Raw genomic sequence first — 19,883 nt, 5'->3', positions numbered from 1 at the left:
GGGCGGCGGTGGCCAGGGTAGCAGCGGCGCGGGTAACGGCGGACACGGCAACGGTGGGCCGGGTAGCGGAGGCCAGGGCGCCGGTGGTCACGGTGGTTATGGCAATGGAGCGAATGGGGGGCATGGCGGCGGCAACGGTGGAAATGGTTCGCACTAGACACCACTGCTCCAACCCAGCTAGCCACCGCCGTCCGAAAGGCAATTGATAACGGATTGCAACCGCCGGCATTGTGCAACGGCACGGACATGCGGGTCGACTGCGCGACGTTCAGACTAAAGAGATGGTTTCAAAAAGAGCCTTTCAGGCTGCCAACTTGTTCAGCAGCCCTTTAAGGCTCGCGATCAGGGGAAGCATCGTATTCACATCGCCAGATCGGTGTCGCATCGTTGTCAGTAGCGCCGTGGATGTTGGAAGCCCCCAAAAGCCGTCATCGTCGTCGAGTCAACGTAACCGGCCGATGGGGCGCTCACTGTCCTCCCAACGGGAGCGAAACTGCCACTCGAACTAATCAGTCGCGGGCCCGACGTCAGCAAAGCTGACTACAGCCGCTATGACGGATGGTTGCGCCAGCTGCTGCTTTGCCCGATTAAACGCCTCATGCTTCTTCTCCGCCTCTTTCACCCTTCCAGTCAGGTACTCACTTGCCATGATAAGGCGCGGGCTATCGCGGCAACCTCCGCGTCCCAACGCCGTTAAAAGGTTCGAACGCGTCGAGCAGTGTCTGCACTGGCGTCGTCTCCTTTGTGCTGCGCGCCCTCCTGTGGAAGCAGGTGACTTCATCGAAGCCGAGGCGCGTCCCTGTATGCCGAAACATCCGCTCGGTAACTTCTTCTCGATCCGGGTAGATATCCTCTCGGCGTAGCTCGTGGCATATTTTCCAATACTGATCAAAGCTGGCTTCTTCGCATTGAATCTTTTGTCTGCGCTTCTTCTCTCTTCCTCTTCGCACCCGGTTTCCCGGCGACAGGTTACTACGCGCGTGAGTATGTCGGCTCAATGCGGGAATACGCGCCTGTCCCTAACGTCTGTGATGACGTGGCATTCGAGTGCGCGAAGCTGGCGCTCGCGCTAGCGCGCGTGACTCGAAGAAAGCATGGTGCCGCACGGTGGAATTCTGGCGCCCCAGACGCGGATCTTGAGCGCGAGCTGGACGTGCTCATCGTCGCACGCGAAAACCGCCGGAATATGATGCGGAAGCGCGCAACGCCGCTGAGCACGCCCATGAGCGCCAGTCCATTGACGACGGGTCAAACATCCCCGGGTGGGATTACTTGGTCAAAGAATGCAGGCGCGTGAGTTACTCACTGATCGCTAATGGTGGATGTTGAGCCGTAGTTGCATGGTCAAGTTATGCAGCAAAACGCTGCTGTTGAGAAACGAAAAGTTATCTCAACAGTGTGATCGTCTCTTCGCGGCCAACGGCCTCGCGTTCAATTCGCTGCCTGGGCTTTCGCCGTTGCCGGATACGATGATGAACCGGCTTTTTGCCCGTTTGCTTGACGAGTCGGTGTGGGTGAATCAAATGCGGCCGGCAAAAGTGCGCAAGAAGGTCGGACGTTGCGGTTCGGCATAACAACCAAGGATGCAAAGAAGATCTGGTATTTCGGCACTACAAGATCGTTTAGATACCAGTTGAATGTGCAGCACATGCCCACATGCATTCAAATCCAATGCAGTCGATGGCGCAGTCCACTTTTGCTTCGCCAGGCAGATTGGCAATCTGTTGGCGAGCGAGGCATCTTCGGAAAGGTCGACGGGTTCGAATCCGAATCGTCGGGCAACCTCACGCAGGTATCAAGGATTCTGGGTTTCTCAAGAACAATGAACGCGACGCGGCTTGTGAATTGCAGGCCGAGGAGAGAGACGCTGTTGTTTCGATCCTGCCGTCGCATGGTGCTGGACGACATGTCAGCTGAACGTCATTGACTGCAGAACATGGGCCTGTGACGAACCGCGTAATCCAAACAAGTGCTCGAGACTCTTGGCCCCACGGGTAAGTGTATGTCCGTAGAAACAAAAGTGCGGGATTCGACGGAAAATGACTTCATTGACTTGGCGATATAGTGGGCCGAATCGCGAGCCTTGTGAACGAATGTTCAGAAATGCCTGATCTTATGACTCGCGATGTCGGCTCGAACCTGTGACATTCCTCTGATCGACTCCCTTGCCATGAAAACGCTCCTTTCCATCATCGCGGCGTCGGCGCTATGTATTGCCCCGCTCATCGCCGGCGCACAGCAAACCGTTCGAATCGGCGTGTCGGCGCCGCTCACTGGGCTTGGCGCGGCCAATGGCAAGGACATCGAAAACGGCGTGCGTCTGGCAGTTGAAGAAGCGAACGCGCAACACAACAACATCGGCGGACAGCAAGTACAGTTTGAACTCGCATCCGTCGATGACCAAGGCGATCCGCGCATCGGCGTTCAGGTGGCGCAGAAGCTCGTCGACGATGGCGTCGTGGTCGTGGTCGGCTACTACAACTCGGGTGTGGCGCTTCCTTCTTCGCCTATTTTCGCGCGCGCGGGCATCCCGCTGATCGATCCGGCGGCGACGAATCCGGCGATCACGCGCCAGGGCTTGAACAACGTCTTCCGCATCATCGCGACCGACACGCAGAACTCCGGCAACGCCGGCACATATGCGGTGAAGGTCACGAAAGCGAAGCGGATCGCGGTGATGGACGACCGGACAGCCTTCGGACAAGGAGCGGTCGAAGAATTCAAGAAGGCTGCGCGAGCAGCCGGTGGCCAGATCGTGGCCGAAGAATATACCAACGACAAAGCCGTCGAGTTCAATGCGCAACTGACGAACATCAAGGCGGCCAACGCCGACCTTCTATACTTCGGCGGGCTCGATGGTCAGGCGGGCCTGATCGTCAAGCGCATGAAGCAACTCGGCTTGCGCGCGCAATTCGTCGGAAGCGGCGGCATCGCTGATAGCGTCTTCATCGGGTCGGCGGGAAGCGCGGCCGAAGGTGCGATGGCCTGGGAATACGGCCGCCCGGTCGATTCATTGCCCGAAGGCCGCGCGTTTGCGGACAAGTTCAAGAAGCGTTTCGGCGCGGATACGCTGACCTATGCGCCCTTTGCTTACGACTGCGCGTGGCTCGCCATCACTGCCATGAAACAGGCGAATTCCGTGAAGCCTGCTGCGTTTATGCAAACGCTCCGCACGATTCAATACAACGGCATCACTGGGCATATCTCATTCGATAAATACGGGGATCTGAACAGTCCGACATCGACGCTTTATCAGGTCAAGTCGATGAAATGGCAACCGGTGACGACCATCGGCGCGCAGAAGTGAGTGAGGCCGCCGCACGTCGGAATGAATGAACTGATGGGCTTCGAACGCTTAGTCGCAGAAGCGGTGTCCGATATGACAGCGGCTTGAAGCAGGTCGAAGTCGATGACTGTGCGCGGCCATCTCAGGTCATCGGGTTGACCGATACCGCGATCACTAGAGCGGCTGCTCTGTATCGGTGGGGAATGGTCTTATTCTGGGCTGCATCGGGATCGTCACGACTACATCAAAGCCACCGTTTTGTTTCCGTCTTCTGGGTGTGCAACGTGACCCCTTACCTCGCCATCGAAGTGTCCGCGCCAGAGCGAAAGACGATGACTCGCTTTCCGGTCTGAATGCAGTACGACGATATCCAACGGGCGGATCGGTTTTCGCTTGAATGACGATCCGCATACGAGCTCATCAGGGACGCTTATACATAGGGCAAGCAGTGCTTGGAGTACCGTTTGCCCCGCTTCAACTGGGCTATTTTGATCACGGCTTTGCATATGGGTCTGGAAGCGCTAACGCTATCGGGAAGAGGGAATGATGGAAAAGGAAAGCGCGATCGTTCGCGGCCAGTCAGCAGTGGTGGTCGTGACACCGCACACCGGGACATTGGTTCCCCCGGATCTGCTTGTTCATCCTGCCTGGGAGGCCGTCAATGGCCGACTATCGGACCCGGGAGGAAGGGCGCTTGGTGCTGCTGCGCGGAAACGCGGGATCACATGCATATCCGCCGCACTTCACCCGTGCGTCATTGACCTGAACGTTGCGGCGAACAATACCGCCTTGTCCCAGCGATTGAACCGGCTGGGCCTTTGCCGTACGCACACGTCGCGAGGAGAAGCGCTCTACCTTCCAGGGGCCGAGCCCAGCGAAGCGGATGTGCAGCGTCGGATCGAGGAGCACTGGAAGCCGTTTCATGCGTCGATTCTGGCGGAGCTGAGCCGGCTTCGCGAAACGCACGATAACGTGTTGATGCTGGTCTCGCATGCTGGCGCGTGGCTGTCTCCATATCGCACGCAGCTGGGCGCGGTTGACTGCAACTTCAGCACCAACCACGGTGCGTCCAGCAACAGAGCGATCGTCAGCGCCATGACCCGGGCGGCGCAGGCCCTGGAACACTCATGGGTCGTCAACGGGAGCGCAGCCGATGCGTTCACCGCGCAGCGCTATGGTCGACCGGAGTGCGGTGTTCACGTCATCGAACTGGAAGTTGCAGGTCGGTGGCGCAGAGAACTCGAGCTTGCGCAGCGCAATGCGCACAGCGACGCTGAATCCGATGCGCTTATCGCGAAGATTCTATCTGCCGCCGAAAGCGCGCTTGACGGCATGGCTGCGCCACGTGTTACGGGCGACCTGTTTCGCGACCTTCTCGACGCGTGTCTGGATTAACGTAACGGGTATCGGCGGCGGGAACACGGCTCCGAGATGCGGTTCGAAGAAAATCTCCTTCGATTTACTGCTCGTCCGGAATGTAGACTTCCTCCGGTCGCAACGCCAGTGCCTTGGCGATGTCTCGCGAGACCTGCTTTTCGAAGGCGCGCTTGAGCAGGTCATAGAGATCGGCGGGCAGATGTCCCAGTTCGTTCTCGCGATGGGCAAGGAAGAACGATCTGCTTAACGGGTGATAGGGCCGTCCTTGCCGGGAGAACATGGTGAGCGGCACGACACGAATTTCCGGCAGATAGTGTCGCGATTGCCATAGGCACAGCGGCGTCGTGAGCGCGAAACCGAGTCCGGCGGCAACCAGGCTCAGCATGGGATCTGTCGCGTCGAACTCGCACGTACGATCGATATCTTCGCCATGTGACGCGAGGTAGGCGTCGACATGTTGACCAATGACGGAGCGCGAGCTATAGCGGATGAACTGAAGGTGACGGCTCAGTTCCGCGAGAGTTGTGATCCGATCGATTTCAAAGCTCTTGGGTAACACGGCGACGTATGGCTCCGTGAAAAGCTTCTGGCGCCTGATGCCCGCGGCGTTTGAGAAGCTTGTCGTCGTCACCGCCATATCGACCTGTCGGGCCTCGAGTTGTGCGTCCAGAGTCGGCGTGATTCCGGACCACAATCTTATCTGATGCGATGTGCCGGACAGAGCCTTGATGATGATTGGGCCGATGGTCGCAGCGAACGAATCGACGCAGCCAAGACGGACGACGACACGCTTTGCGCGGGTGACGTTCCGCACGCTCTCGACCATCTGATATGAGCCCTGCAGCAGAACGGTGGCGTGTTCGAACAGACGCTGCCCGGCGGCCGTAGGTCTTGCCGGCCTGGTGGTGCGGTCAAGAAGGCTCGTGTCCAATATCGATTCCAGAGCTTTTATGCGAAGGGAGACGCCCGCCTGGGAAATGGCAAGCCGACTGGCAGCATCGGAGATAGATCCGGCTTCGACCACTGCTACCCAACTCGCGAGGAGCCCCCAATCCGGGAACTGCTCGGGAGCACTCTCTTTCACGATCGCCATGACGTTATCCACCTGCTAGAAATCTTTCGTCCTTCGCCCGACTGGCTTGCGCCCATCAGTTTCAGCGTATCCCGATGCACAAGTCCCGATGTGGCACGCGCGTTCATCGCGGATCATGCGTGCACCATGAAATCAGTGATTGGTGCCGGCGTAGCACATCATGCTCGTCTTCCATCCGCGATTTGTCGCGTGGTCGATGACACCGTGAAAGACACCGAGCACTTCAGTGATGCTCATCGTTCCTGCGACGCGGTGTTCGATCCATAGCCCATGCACCAGCGCCATCGCCTGCATCGCGTAGATTGTCGCCATCGTCTGATCGCAGCCGGCTTTACGCAGGTCCCATATGAAGTTGGACCGCAGTCGTCGCGAGAAGGCGGTGCAGAGTCGTTGCACGTCCTTGTCGTATGCCGACGAACTCCACATGTGCGGCCATACGTTCGCGGCACCAGGACTCATCACTTCGTCACTGAAGCACATGTCCGCCGTGAATTTCATGCGTTCGACGGGATCGACGATGCCGCGACGTCCCGCCGTGAGCTGTTCGCGCACTCTTCGAATCAGATAGACGAACGTCTTGTAGACGAGGTTGCTCTTGTTCTCGAAATGATGATGCACGAGACCGACGGAAACGCCGGCGTGCTCGCTGACCTTCCTGATCGTAAGGTGTTCGAGCCCAACGTGGCCTACTACTTCAAGCGTCGAGTCGATCAGTCGGTAACGCATCCCTTCGTACTGACTGGGATCGTCCTTCCGGATCTCAATTTCAGCGGCCCGCGACTTCTGCTCTTGCATTTCCTGATTCCACAGTTGATTGAGTAGCGCTTCGCGGCGTGCCCAGCTGACAGGGCGGCAGCGGAGGTAAGACATCGATCCAATCCTGAACGAATGTTCATTCCCTGCCACGCGCGTCGTCGTCGGTATACGTTCGTCCGTGTTGAACAATTGTTCACGAAAATAACGCGCATTCAAGCAGGTGAAAACCCTAAGAAGCATCGATGATATCGCGTTTTCCCTTATGTCATGGACGCAAAAATGATTTTTGGTTGAGGGGAGTTCGGATATATAGTGGTCGCATGGGGCATTTAGCTGAACATGTGTTCAACATAAAAGGCGCGTTGGCGGGAGGTGCTGTACTCCGCCGACGAATGCGCCGCACGCTGGATGCTTGTTTTGCTGAACCGATGCTCAACATATTCGAGACCCAACTGCCTGCATTCGCCGCGACCGTTTGCGCGGAAATACGCAGTGGACATCGGTCGAACACGCGCAAAGGTCGGGGGCATTCGCGCCGCGGCTGAACGCGTTGAATGGCCGGGACATGGAGAGCGACGTGAGGATCGCGTTCGACGAGGGTGCTGTCCCGCACATGACTTTGGGCAGCGAGTGAGCGGATTCGCTTCAGGTCAGATGCCGTCAACGACCAGGGTGAATCACGCATCGGCGTACAGAACCTGACGGCGCGTGTCGTGCGGTCGCTGAGGTGAGATGTCTTTCATAACGACGGTCGAAACCAAAGCATAACGTTTGATTGAACAGTAAGCCGGATTTTCTTTAAAGACTACTCTGGGCAGTGAGGTAAAGCGTTGAGGAGTGACACGGCCAAAAGAGGTGTCGCTTTCAGTCGATATCCGCAGGCCTTGTGCTTCCCCGTAGTCCGTCCCAATTGCTTTTTGTAAAGGAGTTAGCGTGATCTCAGGCCCACAATTCCCGTTGCCGGCAAACGAAACAGAAGTGAGTTTCCGTCCCGGCACCGCCGCTGCGGCAGAGCTTTCCAAAGCGCTGGAGCAACGAGAAGTAGTCGACATTCCGACGGTGATCGGTGGTAAGCGCTGCTACTCGAACGATACCGTCGAGGTGCGCGCACCGCACGACACGCAGCGCGTACTCGCGCGCATTCATCGTCCGACGGAAAGCCAGATCGCCGAAGCGATCAAGAGCTCGGCATCGGTCGCGAAGGACTGGGCAAGCCTGACGCATGCGAGCCGCGCCACGATCCTTCATCGGGCCGCAGACATCGTGGCGACGCGTTCGCGCATGCGCATCAATGCGGCCACGATGCTCGGTCAAAGCAAGACGATCGATCAGGCCGAGCCTGACAGCGCATGCGAACTGATCGATTTCCTGCGCTTTAACGCATATAACGCTCAACGCGTGTATGCGGAGCAGCCGATGTCGGTTCCCACGGCGGTCAATCGCGCGGACTGGCGCCCGCTGGAAGGATTCGTCTACGCGGTTTCGCCGTTCAATTTCACGGCGATCGGCGCGAACCTCACGACGGCACCCGCCATCATGGGCAATCCAGTTCTCTGGAAGCCGTCGGAGAAGTCGGCGCTCGCGAACTGGATCTTCTACGAAGCGCTCGAGGAAGCCGGGCTGCCGCCGGGTGTGATCAACTTCGTCCCCGGCGATGCCGAGCTGACCACGCGTGTCGCTCTGTCGTCGCCGGACCTGGCGGGCATTCACTTTACCGGATCGTCGGCTGTGTTCCAGTCGCTCTGGAAGGGCGTTGCGTCGAAAGTGGACAGCTTCCGCACCATTCCGCGACTCGTGGGCGAGACGGGTGGGAAGGACTTCGTTCTCGCGCATCCATCGGCGAATGCATCGGAAATCGCGATCGCATTGATTCGCGGCGCGTTCGAGTATCAAGGCCAGAAGTGCAGCGCTGCGTCGCGCGCCTATATCCCGCGCAGTCTTTGGGCGGCGGTGAGTCAGGAAATGCGTGACCGTCTCGCGCAGTTGAAAGTCGGCGATGTCGCGCAGTTCGATACCTTCATGGGCGCTGTGATCTCCCAGGCCTCGCATCAGAAATTGAGCCGGGTTCTGGCAGCGGCCAGGGAAGACGCGAGCGTCAAGATCGTCTCTGGCGGGAAAACGTGGTCGGAGCCGGGCTATTTCGTCGAGCCGACGGTAGTGGAAGTGAGCGACCCGAAGCACGCACTGATGAAAGAAGAACTCTTCGGTCCCGTTCTTTCGGTGTTCGTCTATGACGATGCGAACTGGGAAGAGACGCTGCAACTGATCGATTCGACCAGTCCATATGCATTGACTGGTTCGATCTTCTGCACCGATCGCTTCGCCCTGCATCGCGCAGAGCAGGTTCTGATCAACGCCGCGGGCAACCTCTATCTGAACGACAAGCCGACGGGCGCGATGATCGGCCAGCAGCCGTTCGGCGGCGGTCGCGCCAGCGGAACGAACGACAAGGCAGGCTCCTACCTCAACCTTCTGCGTTGGGCATCCCCGCGCGTGGTCAAGGAAACGTATCTGCCCCCGCGCGACTGGCAGTTCGGCGCTTAAATTTGATTCCGGCTTCTCCTGAGGAAATGTCATGTCTACCATTGTCTCTTTCAAGAATGTTCAGAAGACGTACGACGGCGAGACGCTTGTCGTCAAAAATCTCAACCTCGAAATCCAGGAGGGTGAGTTCTTGACGATGCTCGGGCCGTCGGGCTCTGGAAAGACAACGTGTCTCATGATGCTCGCGGGCTTTGAGACCGCAACACATGGCGAAATCCTGCTTCAGGGGAAGCCGATCAACCGTATTCCGCCGGAGCGCCGCAACATTGGCATGGTGTTCCAGAGCTACGCGCTCTTTCCGCACAAGTCAGTGGCGGAGAACCTCGCCTTTCCATTGAAGGTGCGGAAAGTGTCGAAGGACGAGATCGCGCGAAAGGTAAAGCGCGCGCTCAACATGGTGAACATGGAAAAGTTCGCCAATCGCATGCCGGCCCAGCTCTCGGGCGGGCAGCAGCAACGGATCGCCGTTGCGCGGGCGCTCGTGTTCGAACCTGCGCTGGTGCTGATGGACGAGCCGCTTGGCGCGCTCGACAAACAGCTTCGCGAGCAGATGCAGTACGAGATCAAGCAGATACATGAGCAGAGCGGTTTGACCGTCGTGTATGTCACTCACGATCAGGGCGAGGCGATGACGATGTCCGACCGGATTGCTGTCTTCAACAACGGCATCATCCAGCAGCTCGCACCGCCGCCCGCACTGTATGAGAACCCTGAGAACGCATTTGTCGCCCGCTTCATCGGCGAAAGCAATGAACTGCTTGGAACAGTCGCGTCCGTGGATCGCGAGCGCTGTACGGTCAAGCTGGAAAGCGGACAGAACATCCAGGCATTCGCTGGCCCGAGTGTTCGCGGGATTGGCTCCGCCAGCATCTCCTTGCGGCCGGAACGGGTGACGGTCGGCGATCTGGCAAAGAACTGTGACAACGTCTTTCAGGGCGGCGTCAAGGATCTCATTTACTACGGCGATCATCTTCGCGTGGTCATGCAGGTGTGCGGCAGAAACGACTTCATCGTGAAGCTGCCGAACAACGGCGTCGCGCGTCAACTGCGTATTGGCGACTCGGTGCACGTCGGATGGATGGCGGAATGCTGCCGCGCGTTGCAGTAACGGGCTGAACACCGCGCGGCGAATCGACACGACGCAGTGGAACCAAAATGAAAAATTAGTAGAACTAGTGGAGACGAAGGAGAGCCACGTGCCGCAGGGTGCCGGCTTTTCCTGATTGCATCGGATGGTGATTGCACGCCCATCCGGGTACGAAAGTTTGGTGTTGAATTGACGAGGAGGACGCGGCGCTAGCCGCTGGACGACGATGATACTTCCCCACGATATGGCCGTGCCCACAGACCAGTCACCTCAAATGACTGTGAAGGACTCTAAAAGTCTCAAGGCAAAGCTCCGCAGCGCGGAACGCACGGAGCGCGTGAAGGCTTTCCTTATGGTAGCTCCGCTGCTGGTCTTCCTCCTTGTCACCTTCCTTGTTCCCATCGGAAGCCTGCTGATGAAGAGCTTCAGGGACCCGACGCTCTCCCAGGAGATGCCGCACGCATCCGCGCTGCTTCGCGAATGGGACCCGAGCGGAGACAAGCTGCCGGGGGAACAGGTGTATGACGCATTCGCCCATGATCTCCTTGCGGCAAAGGGAAGCGAGGGAGTGAGCCGGATTGCGTCGCGATTGAACTACGATGAAGCCGGCATGCGAAGCCTTCTAATGAAGACGGCTCGTCGTCTGGGCGATGAAAGCACGGGATCATGGCATCAGCGCCTCACCGCGATCGACGCGCGCTGGGATGACATTGCCGCGTGGTCCACGCTCAAATACGCTTCTTCGCCGTGGACGTTGGGCTACTACCTGAAGGCATTCGACTTCAAACGCGACAGTCATGGCGCGATCGTGCGCCAGAGCGAGAGCGAGCGGCTCTACGTCGATGTTTTCGTCCGGACAGCCTGGGTGAGCATTGCGGTCAGTGCGCTCTGTCTGCTGTTCGGATACCCGGTGGCGTTTTTCCTCGCCAACATACCGGCACGCTACAGCAATCTTTTCATGATCATGGTTCTGTTGCCCTTCTGGACGTCGATCCTGGTGCGGACGACTGCCTGGGTAGTGGTACTCCAGGCTCACGGCGTGATCAATGACGTGCTCAAGCACCTCGGCTTGACGGATCACGGATTACCGCTGATCTACAACCGCTTCGGCGTACTCGTTGCGATGACGCACATTCTTCTGCCCTACGCGATCCTGTCGCTCTATTCGGTGATGAAAGGTGTTCCGAACATCTACATGAAAGCGGCACGTTCGCTTGGCGCGGGTCCGATCCGCTCGTTCTTCCAGGCGTATTTCCCGCAGACGCTTCCGGGTGTCGGAGCGGCAGGGATGCTGACGTTCATTCTCGCCGTCGGCTACTACATCACGCCGGCGATCGTCGGCGGCCCGGATGATCAGCTGGCCAGCTACTACATCGCAAATCATGTCAACAACACTTTGAACTGGGGCCTTGCAAGCGCACTGGCGTCAATTCTGCTCGCAGGGGTTCTGCTGATTTATGGCGTGTTTGTCCGCATGACCGGCGGCGCCGGCGTCAAGTTGGGGTGATCGAAATGTTCAGTTTTCCCGCATATGTAACGATCTGGGGACGTCTGGGACGGTGGGCGCATGTGATCCTGTCGGTGGCAGTACTCGTGTTTCTGATTTCCCCGATCCTCGTTGTGATGCCGCTGTCGTTCAACTCGCAGCCGTACTTCACCTATCCGATGCCAGGCGTCAGCCTGCGCTGGTACGAGGACTTTCTCAATAGCCCGGAATGGATGCTGGCGCTGAAAAATACGCTGATTGTGGGCGTTGTCTCGACGCTGCTCGCGACCTCGCTGGGCGTTATGGCTTCCCTCGGATTGACTCATCCACGCCTGAAGGGAAGGGCGCTCATTACCGGCATTCTCGTTTCGCCGATGATCGTGCCGTTGATCATTACGGCAGTGGGCGTGTACTTTGCCTTCAGTCCGTTCGGCCTTGTCAACAGCCTGACGGGTCTGATCTTTGCGCACGCCGCGCTTGGGGTGCCGTTTGTCGTCGTCACCGTTACCGCGACGCTCGCCGGCTTTAACGAAACGCTGTCCCGGGCAGGCCGCAGCCTGGGTGCTTCGCCGCTGCGCGTTTTCATGCAGGTGAAGCTTCCCATCATTGCCCCTGGCGTGATCTCGGGCGCGCTGTTCGCGTTTGCAACCTCATTCGATGAGATTGTCGTTGCCCTCTTCCTGACGGGCACCGACCAGCGAACGGTACCGCGGCAAATGTGGGCCGGTATCCGCGAGCAGCTCAGTCCCACCATCCTCGCCGTGGCAAGCGTACTCGTCGTCATCTCGACGCTGCTGCTCATCACACTCGAATTATTGCGGCGCAGAACCGAGCGTCTGCGTGGAACGGCCAACCAGTTCTGATCAATCGGTCAACAAACAAGCATTCACCAGGTAACCTCATCATGCTGTCGGAAATCCAATCGATGCAAAGCGGCACGGCGGAGCTTCAAGCACTGCGTCAGCGCATTCGCGACGCCTCGGCGCTTGCCGAGGATGTCGTTGTGCGCGGGCTGATCGAAGAGGCGCGCATGGATGCGCCGACGCTCGCAAAGGCCCAGGCTCTTGCCGCGCGGCTCGCCCAGGGCGTGCGTGACGCGCGTATCAACGCGGGCGGAGTCGATCTCCTGACGCAGGAGTTCTCGCTCGACAGTCGCGAGGGCATCGCGCTGATGTGCCTCGCCGAGGCAATGCTTCGGATTCCCGACACGGAGACCCGCAACCAGCTTATTCGGGACAAGATCGTCGACGCGGACTGGCGCGCGCATATCGGCAAATCCCCGTCGCTGTTTGTCAACGCCACGGCCTGGGGTCTGCTTTTCACCGGGAAGCTTTTGAAGCAGCCGGACGAGAATGCGCTCGCGGAAGCGCTGTCGCGCGTCGTTCGCAAGGGTGGAGAGGCGGTCGTGCGCGCTGGCGTCGCGTACGCGATGCGGATGCTTGGCAAGCAGTTCGTCACGGGCCAGACGATTGAAGAAGCGATCGGCGTGGCCAAGGGTCGCGAGTCGGGCGGATACCGGTACACCTACGACATGCTTGGCGAAGCGGCGCTCACGGATGAAGATGCGCAGGCGTATTTCGAGTCGTACCGCCACGCCATTGAAGCGATCGGGAAGGAAGCGAAGGGCCGGGGACCGATTGACGGGCCAGGCGTTTCAGTCAAGATTTCGGGCCTGCATCCGCGATATGAGCTGGCGCAACGCGACAGGGTATTGGACGAGATGTATCCGCGATTGCTGCAACTCGCACAGATCGCGAAGCAGTACGGCATTGGCTTCCACCTCGACCAGGAGGAGTCAGCGCGATTCGACCTGACACTGGAGATGCTGGAGCGTCTGTGCGCCGAGCCAAGCCTGAAAGGCTGGAATGGTATCGGTATTTCGTTGCAGGCGTACCAGAAGCGCGGCAGGGCGGTGGCGGACTGGATCATCGCGCTCGCTCGAGCCAACGGGCGACGGATCAATATCCGCCTGGTCAAGGGAGCATACTGGGATACCGAAATCAAGCTCGCGCAGGATGCGGGCGCGGTGGGCTACCCGGTGTTCACGCGGAAGGTGCATTCGGATGTCAGCTACATCGCTTGCGCGAAGGCTCTGCTCAATGCGCCGGATGCCATCTTCCCGCAATTTGCTTCCCATAACGCGTTCACCGTCGCGGCAGTGCATACGCTTGCCGGGGACAAGGACTACGAGTTCCAGTGTCTGCATGGCATGGGCGAGACCGTATACGACCAGGTAGTGGGCGCCGCCAGGCTGAACCGTCCATGCCGCATCTACGCGCCCGTGGGGCCGCACGCGACCTTGCTTGCTTACCTTGTCCGCCGTCTGCTGGAGAATGGCGCGAACTCTTCGTTCGTCAACCAGATCGTCGATCCGGCCGTCAGCATTTCCGACATCGTCGAAGATCCCGTCGCAAAGGCTGCAAGAACGGGCGGTAAGCCGCATGCCGGCATCGCGTCGCCGCGCAATCTGTTGCCGGGCCGTGTCAACGCGGCGGCGCTGAATTTTTCCGGGGCGCCGGAGTTCGAGCGAGCGTTGGCGGAAATCCGGTCGAACCGCGTGAACGCGCATTCGTTGCTCGCGGGAGCAGGAGATGCCAAATCCGGATCGACTGCCGTGGTCTATAGCGCGGGTAATCTCGCTGAGGCTATTGGAAGTTTCGCCAGTTGCACGATGAGCAGTGTGGCAGCAGCGCTGGACGCCGCAGGTCGGGCCGTTTCCACCTGGGGCCTCAGAACGGCGGCCAGCCGCGCCGAAGTGCTGGAGCGGGTTGCGAGCGATCTGGAAGCCAACGCGTCGCGAATTGGCGCACTGTTGTCGCTCGAAAATGGAACAACGCTTTCGGAGGCTGTGGAAGAGGTCCGCACCGCCGTCAACCTGTGCCGGTTATACGCGTTCCAGTTGACGAGCGACACGACCATGGCAGACGTGCAGCCGCTGGGAACCGTCATCAGTCTCACGCCTTCGGCGTGTCCGCTGAGCGCGTTCGTGGGGCACGTATCGGCTGCCCTCGCGGTGGGCAATGCTGTTATTGCGAAGCCGTCGTCGGACGCTTCGCTGATCGCGTTCGAAGCCACCAGGGTCTTCCATGGCGCGGGCGTTCCGCAGGACGTGCTTCAGCTCGCCTTGGGTGATGGCGCGACGGTGGGCAAAGCGCTCGTATCCGATCAACGCGTGGCCGCAGTTCTTTTTGCGGGTTCACGTCAGGTGGCCCGCGCCATCGCCGTGCAACTCTCTGCTGCCGCCCGGCCGGCCAGGTTCATTGCCACCTACAGTTCGGTCAACTCGATGATCGTTGACAGTTCGGCTCTGCCCGAGCAGGTCATCTCGGACGCTATCGTCTCCGCGTTCAGATCGGCGGGACAAGCGGCATCGTCGCTACGAATCCTGTGCCTGCAGGACTCGACGGCAGACAAGGTGCTGCGCATGCTCAACGGCATGCTCAGCGAGCGCAACACGGGCGACCCGCTGAGCGGTGCGACAGATATCGGGCCGATGGCCACGCGCAAGGCGCGCGATGGCGCCGAGGCGTATATCGAGCAGCTGAAGCGTCGCGGCTTCCGGATTAGCCGGGGCAAACTGGGCGCGGGCGCCGGCAATGGAAATTTCGTTGCGCCCACGATCGCGGATATCGGCGATATCGGATCGCTTGCCGCAATCGACCCGTCGATAACGGGGCCCATCCTGCATGTCGTACGCTATGAAACCGGCAATATGGAAGCGCTCGTCAAGGCGTTGAACGGATTGGGCAGCGGCGTGCAGGGATTGCATACCCGCATCAACGAAGCAGCGGGTGCGCTGCTGTCGTTGTCGAAGGCGAGCAGTATCTGCGTCAATCGGGCGATGTTGGGTGCCTTCCCGGGTATGCAACCCATGGGCGGTAACGGAGCATCAGGTACGGGCCCGATGATTGCCGGTCCGTTGACGCTGGCCAGCCTCACCCGTTCCACCGCCAATGCGTACGCAGCGGACGTGGGACCGTTCGCCCCGTCGCAGGCGGGCGTGAGCGACAAGTACTTCGAGTTTCCTGTCGCTTCGGCTGAGGGGCGTTTCGTTGCGCGCACGATCGCTCAGGCTCAGGCCCGGGCCAGCGCCACGCAACGCGTCGAGGCGATCGCCAATACATCCGCCGTACGGCGTCTCAATGCCGACGCACAGGCGCGACTCGTGCGGTACAGGGCGCAGCTCCTGCGCCTCGCAGATAGCTTCCGGCCCCTGAGCCTGCCTGCCCTGACAGGCGAGGAGAACACCGTCGAACTCCTGCCTCGCGGACAGGCCTTCTGTGCTGCGGACTCCGTCGAGGCATTGCTGGTTCAGGCAACGGCTGCGTGTGCGTTCGGCAATGATGTGCTGCTGCTGAAATCGTCGGTTGCGGATGAAATTGCAGCCGCTCTCGGTATCGGTTGCCGTGTCATCGACGCCGCGGATGCCGCTCGTGTGCTCGATGGCGAGGTCCCCGGCGTTCGCCCTGACGTGGTCCTCGCGACGGCTGACCAGCGAGGCGTAGGCAATCTGCGTCGCATGGCGGCGCAGCGGATGATCAGCATCGCGGTGACACACGACGACGGCACCTACGACTGGACGCAACTGGTTCGCGAGCGCATCACGACGGTCAATGCGAGCGCTGCGGGCGGCAACACGCAGCTGATGGTGATGAGCGAGGACGTTTTTTAGGCAGGAAAGCGAGGCGCTTGCAAGACGCCCCGCGAGATGCGCGGTCGATAGCTCATGCGGCTGGATGGCTTGTTCCGGCTGTTCCAGGCTTTGCATGCTTTTGCGGCACGTCAGTCGTTCGTCGTCGCTGATGGCGGCGCCGACGGACAAGCGAAATGAGCGTCTCGCACCTGAGGCGATCAACGTGGCAGCGAGGGCGTTGAACAGGAACAGGTCAGCAGGTCCGCCTACCGGCCGCGACGTTCAAATGACCTGGTATCAGGAGTTTTTTGCTGTGCAAGAAGCGATGTTCACATTCCATCAAGGGCGAATTCCGCTCCTGGTTTCCATTCCGCATCTGGGCACGGAGATTCCGGCGGCGATCGCGGCGCAGATGACGGACGCGGCTCTTTCTGTCGCCGATACGGACTGGCATCTCGATCGTCTTTACAGCTTTGCGAAATCTGCTGGCGCTTCGGTCCTGGGCGCCCGGTTCTCGCGCTATGTCATTGACCTCAACAGGCCGCCCGGTGGCGAAAGCCTGTACCCGGGGCAGACGACGACAGGGCTTTGTCCGGCGGAAACATTTCGCGGTGAACCACTGTATCTGGAAGGGAACGAGCCGGAGCAGGACGAAGTGCAAAGGCGTCTCGAACGATACTGGCGGCCGTATCATCAAAAGCTGCGTGCTGAACTGGACAGGATGAAGCAGCAATTCGGGCAAGTGCTGCTGTGGGAAGCCCACTCGATTGCCAGTGTTCTGCCGCGACTTTTCCAGGGCAGGCTTCCTGACCTGAACATCGGTACTAACGCCGGCGCCAGCTGTGATGCGAGCATTCTGGAAGCCATTTCATCCGAACTGGTCAAGGGACAGCCGTTCACATGGGTCGCGAATGGCCGGTTCAAGGGTGGCTATATCACGCGGGCATTCGGTCAGCCGTCGAGCGGTATCCACGCGGTGCAGCTCGAGATGTGTCAGTCGACATATATGGACGAAGATGCGCCGTTCAGTTATCGGCAGGATCTCGCTGAACGGGTTCAACCTGTGATCGAGCGCATGATGTCCGCGGCCACTGCCGCGACATCGAAACTCCGTGCAGCAACTTCCTGAGCACAAGCAACCAGACTATGCGCCCGTCAGGGTTGAGAGCTTCGAGCCCGCCGGCTATCGATTCCTGAGAGCATTACCTCCAGACTCTACCCATACGATACTCTCGACTCCCGCTTAAAAAGAAGCCGGCACCGCGTGTTTCATGCGGTGCCGGCCGGCTACCCAAGGAGATGGGGAAATCGTGAGTCGTTGACGTTGCGGCGTTACAGCGACTGCGTGATCTGCGGAACAGCGTCGAACAGATCGGCGACGAGGCCGTAGTCGGCAACGCCGAAGATCGGCGCTTCAGCGTCCTTGTTGATGGCGACGATGATCTTCGAATCTTTCATGCCCGCCAGATGCTGGATGGCCCCGGAAATGCCGACGGCCACATAGAGTTCCGGCGCCACGATCTTCCCGGTCTGACCGACCTGCAGATCGTTCACGGCATAGCCCGAATCCACCGCGGCGCGCGAAGCGCCGATCGCGGCACCCAGCTTCTCAGCGAGCGGGTCGAGTATCGTGAAGTTCCCGGCACTGCCGAGGCCCCGTCCGCCCGATACCACGACGCGCGCAGCCGTCAGATCCGGACGGTCGCTTTTCGCGATCTCGCGTCGAACGAATGTCGAAAGGCCGGTGTCGGTCGCCGCCGTCACTTCGATGATGCTGGCGCTTCCGCCTTCCGCTGGGGCTGCGTCGAACGCGGTGGTGCGGATCGTCGCGACCTTCACAGGGTCGCCCGTCTGCACCGTCGCGATGGCGTTGCCTGCATAGATGGGTCGCTGGAAAGTGTCGGGTGCATCGATCGCGATCACATCCGAAATCTGAGACGCGTCGAGCTTTGCAGCGACGCGCGGCGCCGTGTTTTTGCCGGCCGCGGTCGCGGGAAAGAAGACGTGCGTATAGTCGCGGGCCAGTCCGATGATCTGCGCGGCGACGTTCTCGGCGAGTCCGTCGGCGAGATGAGGAGCGTCGATGAAGATGACCTTCTCGACACCTGCGATCCGGCTTGCCGCTTCTGCTGCGGGACGCGCATCGCTGCCGGCGACCAGTACGTGTACGCCGCCCGCGATCTTCTGTGCTGCCGACACCGTGTGCAGCGTCGAGCTTTTCACGTGAGCGTTGTCGTGTTCCGCAATAACAAGCGTCGTCATTTAAATCACCTTTGCTTCGGATTTGAGTTTCTGGACCAGCGTTGCGACGTCGGGGACGATCACACCTGCCTTGCGCGCCGCAGGCTCGACCACCTTGAGCGTCTTGAGGCGAGGGGATGGATCTACGCCGAGGTCAGCAGGCTTCAGGGTGTCGATGGGCTTCTTCTTCGCCTTCATGATGTTGGGCAGCGTCACGTACCGCGGCTCGTTCAGACGCAGATCCGTCGTGACGATTGCCGGAAGAGGGATCGTAATCACTTCAAGCCCGCCGTCCACTTCGCGCGTGACGGTGGCCGAACCGTCGCCAATCTCAATGTTGCTGGCAAACGTTGCCTGAGGCCAGTCGAGCAGCGCCGCGAGCAACTGACCGGTCTGGCCGGCGTCGTCGTCGATCGCCTGTTTGCCGAGGATGACGAGCTGCGGCTGTTCCTTGTCGATGACGGCTTTGAGTAGCTTGGCGACCGCCAAGGGCTGCAGTTCGGCATCGGTCTCGACGAGCACACCACGGTCCGCGCCGATAGCCAGAGCAGTGCGAAGCGTTTCCTGGCATTGCGGCACGCCGCACGACACGGCTACCACTTCGGTTGCCTGCCCTGCTTCCTTAAGGCGCGTAGCCGCTTCCGTGGCAATCTCGTCGAACGGATTCATCGACATTTTCACGTTGCCGATATCGACACCGCTTTGATCGGCCTTCACGCGCACCTTCACGTTGTAGTCAACGACGCGCTTTACTGCAGTCAGTACCTTCATTTCATGTTCCTCAAGTTCAGACGGCCGCGGGTTCGATGATCACCAGCTGTGGGACGAGCCCAAAGCCTCCATCATTTCCGCCGACCGGGTCGGGGCTGATCCGAACCGGATGTTCCAGTTGTTGAAAGACAGCAAACTGGTCTACGGCGATCCGGTGCGGCGGTGCTTCCGGCGACGCTATGGCATGACATGCACGACCCGCCGCCAGCACGATGGCTGTGGCACCCGCGGGTACGCTCAAGTGGCCAGTGAGTGCCCGCACGGTCGGCCGGAAGATGTGCCTTTTGCAGATGACGTTGAGCGCGGTCACCGGACCGTCGAGCAACGACGCATCCCATGCGACCCCGCCGTCATATTCCGCGACTGCGAACGGCGTAAGAGTCGTTGTCAGGCTGCCCGCGCGTAGCACGACTCCCTTGCCCCGGAGAATGACGGATAACCGGGTCATGCCGTCGAACATCGAATAGGGACCGTCGCGTTCGACCTCTGCAATGCTCACGCGCCAGTCGGTTCCCTCCGCAGCCAGGGTTCTCGTCACGCCCTTGCCGTTGCGCCATTTCCCGGAAGGTACTGAAGCGATATCACGCACTTGCATCGGGGACATCGGCT

14 protein-coding genes are annotated in these 19,883 nt (G+C 59.9%); 9 read left to right on the top strand and 5 right to left on the bottom strand.

The window, feature by feature from the left end:
- Positions 1-1,340 precede the first annotated feature (1,340 nt).
- From BN2476_RS48205 to BN2476_RS15075, 3 genes are all read left to right on the top strand, one after another.
- The gene (locus BN2476_RS48205) at positions 1,341-1,574 is read left to right on the top strand and encodes a hypothetical protein (RefSeq protein WP_235850840.1); all 234 of its coding nucleotides are present in this window, start codon (positions 1,341-1,343) and stop codon (positions 1,572-1,574) included.
- Positions 1,575-2,170: 596 nt separating this feature from the next.
- Positions 2,171-3,307 (top strand): branched-chain amino acid ABC transporter substrate-binding protein, encoded by a 1,137-nt coding sequence (locus BN2476_RS15080; RefSeq protein ID WP_173819626.1) that lies wholly within the window; start codon positions 2,171-2,173, stop codon positions 3,305-3,307.
- A 522-nt stretch (positions 3,308-3,829) separates the two neighbouring features.
- Positions 3,830-4,681, top strand: coding sequence for an N-formylglutamate amidohydrolase (locus BN2476_RS15075; protein WP_235850839.1), 852 nt, complete (start codon positions 3,830-3,832; stop codon positions 4,679-4,681).
- Positions 4,682-4,745: 64 nt separating this feature from the next.
- Here the strand turns inward: BN2476_RS15075 and BN2476_RS15070 are convergent, their stop codons facing one another.
- Positions 4,746-5,756 (bottom strand): LysR family transcriptional regulator, encoded by a 1,011-nt coding sequence (locus tag BN2476_RS15070; protein WP_087734971.1) that lies wholly within the window; start codon positions 5,754-5,756, stop codon positions 4,746-4,748.
- Positions 5,757-5,888: 132 nt separating this feature from the next.
- Positions 5,889-6,626: a TetR family transcriptional regulator C-terminal domain-containing protein gene (locus tag BN2476_RS15065; protein WP_235850838.1), complete on the bottom strand. Its 738-nt coding sequence runs from the start codon at positions 6,624-6,626 to the stop codon at positions 5,889-5,891.
- Positions 6,627-7,445: 819 nt separating this feature from the next.
- Between BN2476_RS15065 and pruA the strand changes: the two genes are divergently transcribed.
- The 6 genes from pruA (at position 7,446) to hutG (ending at position 17,391) form a co-directional block, all read left to right on the top strand.
- Positions 7,446-9,056 carry an L-glutamate gamma-semialdehyde dehydrogenase gene (pruA, locus tag BN2476_RS15060; RefSeq protein WP_087734970.1) on the top strand — a complete coding sequence of 537 codons (1,611 nt, stop codon included), beginning with the start codon at positions 7,446-7,448 and terminating at the stop codon, positions 9,054-9,056.
- Positions 9,057-9,087: 31 nt separating this feature from the next.
- The gene (locus BN2476_RS15055) at positions 9,088-10,164 is read left to right on the top strand and encodes an ABC transporter ATP-binding protein (protein ID WP_087734969.1); all 1,077 of its coding nucleotides are present in this window, start codon (positions 9,088-9,090) and stop codon (positions 10,162-10,164) included.
- A gap of 253 nt (positions 10,165-10,417) precedes the next feature.
- Positions 10,418-11,650, top strand: coding sequence for an ABC transporter permease (locus tag BN2476_RS15050; RefSeq protein ID WP_235850837.1), 1,233 nt, complete (start codon positions 10,418-10,420; stop codon positions 11,648-11,650).
- Positions 11,651-11,655: 5 nt separating this feature from the next.
- Entirely contained in the window at positions 11,656-12,492 is an 837-nt protein-coding gene (locus tag BN2476_RS15045) for an ABC transporter permease (RefSeq protein ID WP_087734967.1), read from the top strand.
- A gap of 41 nt (positions 12,493-12,533) precedes the next feature.
- The gene (gene putA, locus BN2476_RS15040; protein WP_235850836.1) at positions 12,534-16,301 is read left to right on the top strand and encodes a bifunctional proline dehydrogenase/L-glutamate gamma-semialdehyde dehydrogenase PutA; all 3,768 of its coding nucleotides are present in this window, start codon (positions 12,534-12,536) and stop codon (positions 16,299-16,301) included.
- Between the two features lie 247 nt (positions 16,302-16,548).
- The gene (hutG, locus tag BN2476_RS15035) at positions 16,549-17,391 is read left to right on the top strand and encodes an N-formylglutamate deformylase (protein WP_173819625.1); all 843 of its coding nucleotides are present in this window, start codon (positions 16,549-16,551) and stop codon (positions 17,389-17,391) included.
- 203 nt (positions 17,392-17,594) lie between these two features.
- On the opposite strand, the gene BN2476_RS15030 is transcribed toward hutG, so the two are convergent.
- The 3 genes from BN2476_RS15030 to BN2476_RS15020 are packed head-to-tail and all read right to left on the bottom strand — an operon-like array spanning position 17,595 to position 19,878.
- Positions 17,595-18,524 (bottom strand): electron transfer flavoprotein subunit alpha/FixB family protein, encoded by a 930-nt coding sequence (locus tag BN2476_RS15030; RefSeq protein ID WP_087734966.1) that lies wholly within the window; start codon positions 18,522-18,524, stop codon positions 17,595-17,597.
- Positions 18,525-19,274 carry an electron transfer flavoprotein subunit beta/FixA family protein gene (locus BN2476_RS15025; RefSeq protein ID WP_087734965.1) on the bottom strand — a complete coding sequence of 250 codons (750 nt, stop codon included), beginning with the start codon at positions 19,272-19,274 and terminating at the stop codon, positions 18,525-18,527. It abuts the gene before it with no gap.
- 16 nt (positions 19,275-19,290) lie between these two features.
- Positions 19,291-19,878: a HutD/Ves family protein gene (locus BN2476_RS15020; RefSeq protein WP_160111720.1), complete on the bottom strand. Its 588-nt coding sequence runs from the start codon at positions 19,876-19,878 to the stop codon at positions 19,291-19,293.
- Positions 19,879-19,883: the final 5 nt, after the last annotated feature.

The organism is Paraburkholderia piptadeniae (assembly GCF_900007165.1).
GTDB classification, from domain to species: Bacteria; Pseudomonadota; Gammaproteobacteria; order Burkholderiales; family Burkholderiaceae; genus Paraburkholderia; species Paraburkholderia piptadeniae.
This window is presented reverse-complemented; position numbering and strand designations above follow the sequence as displayed.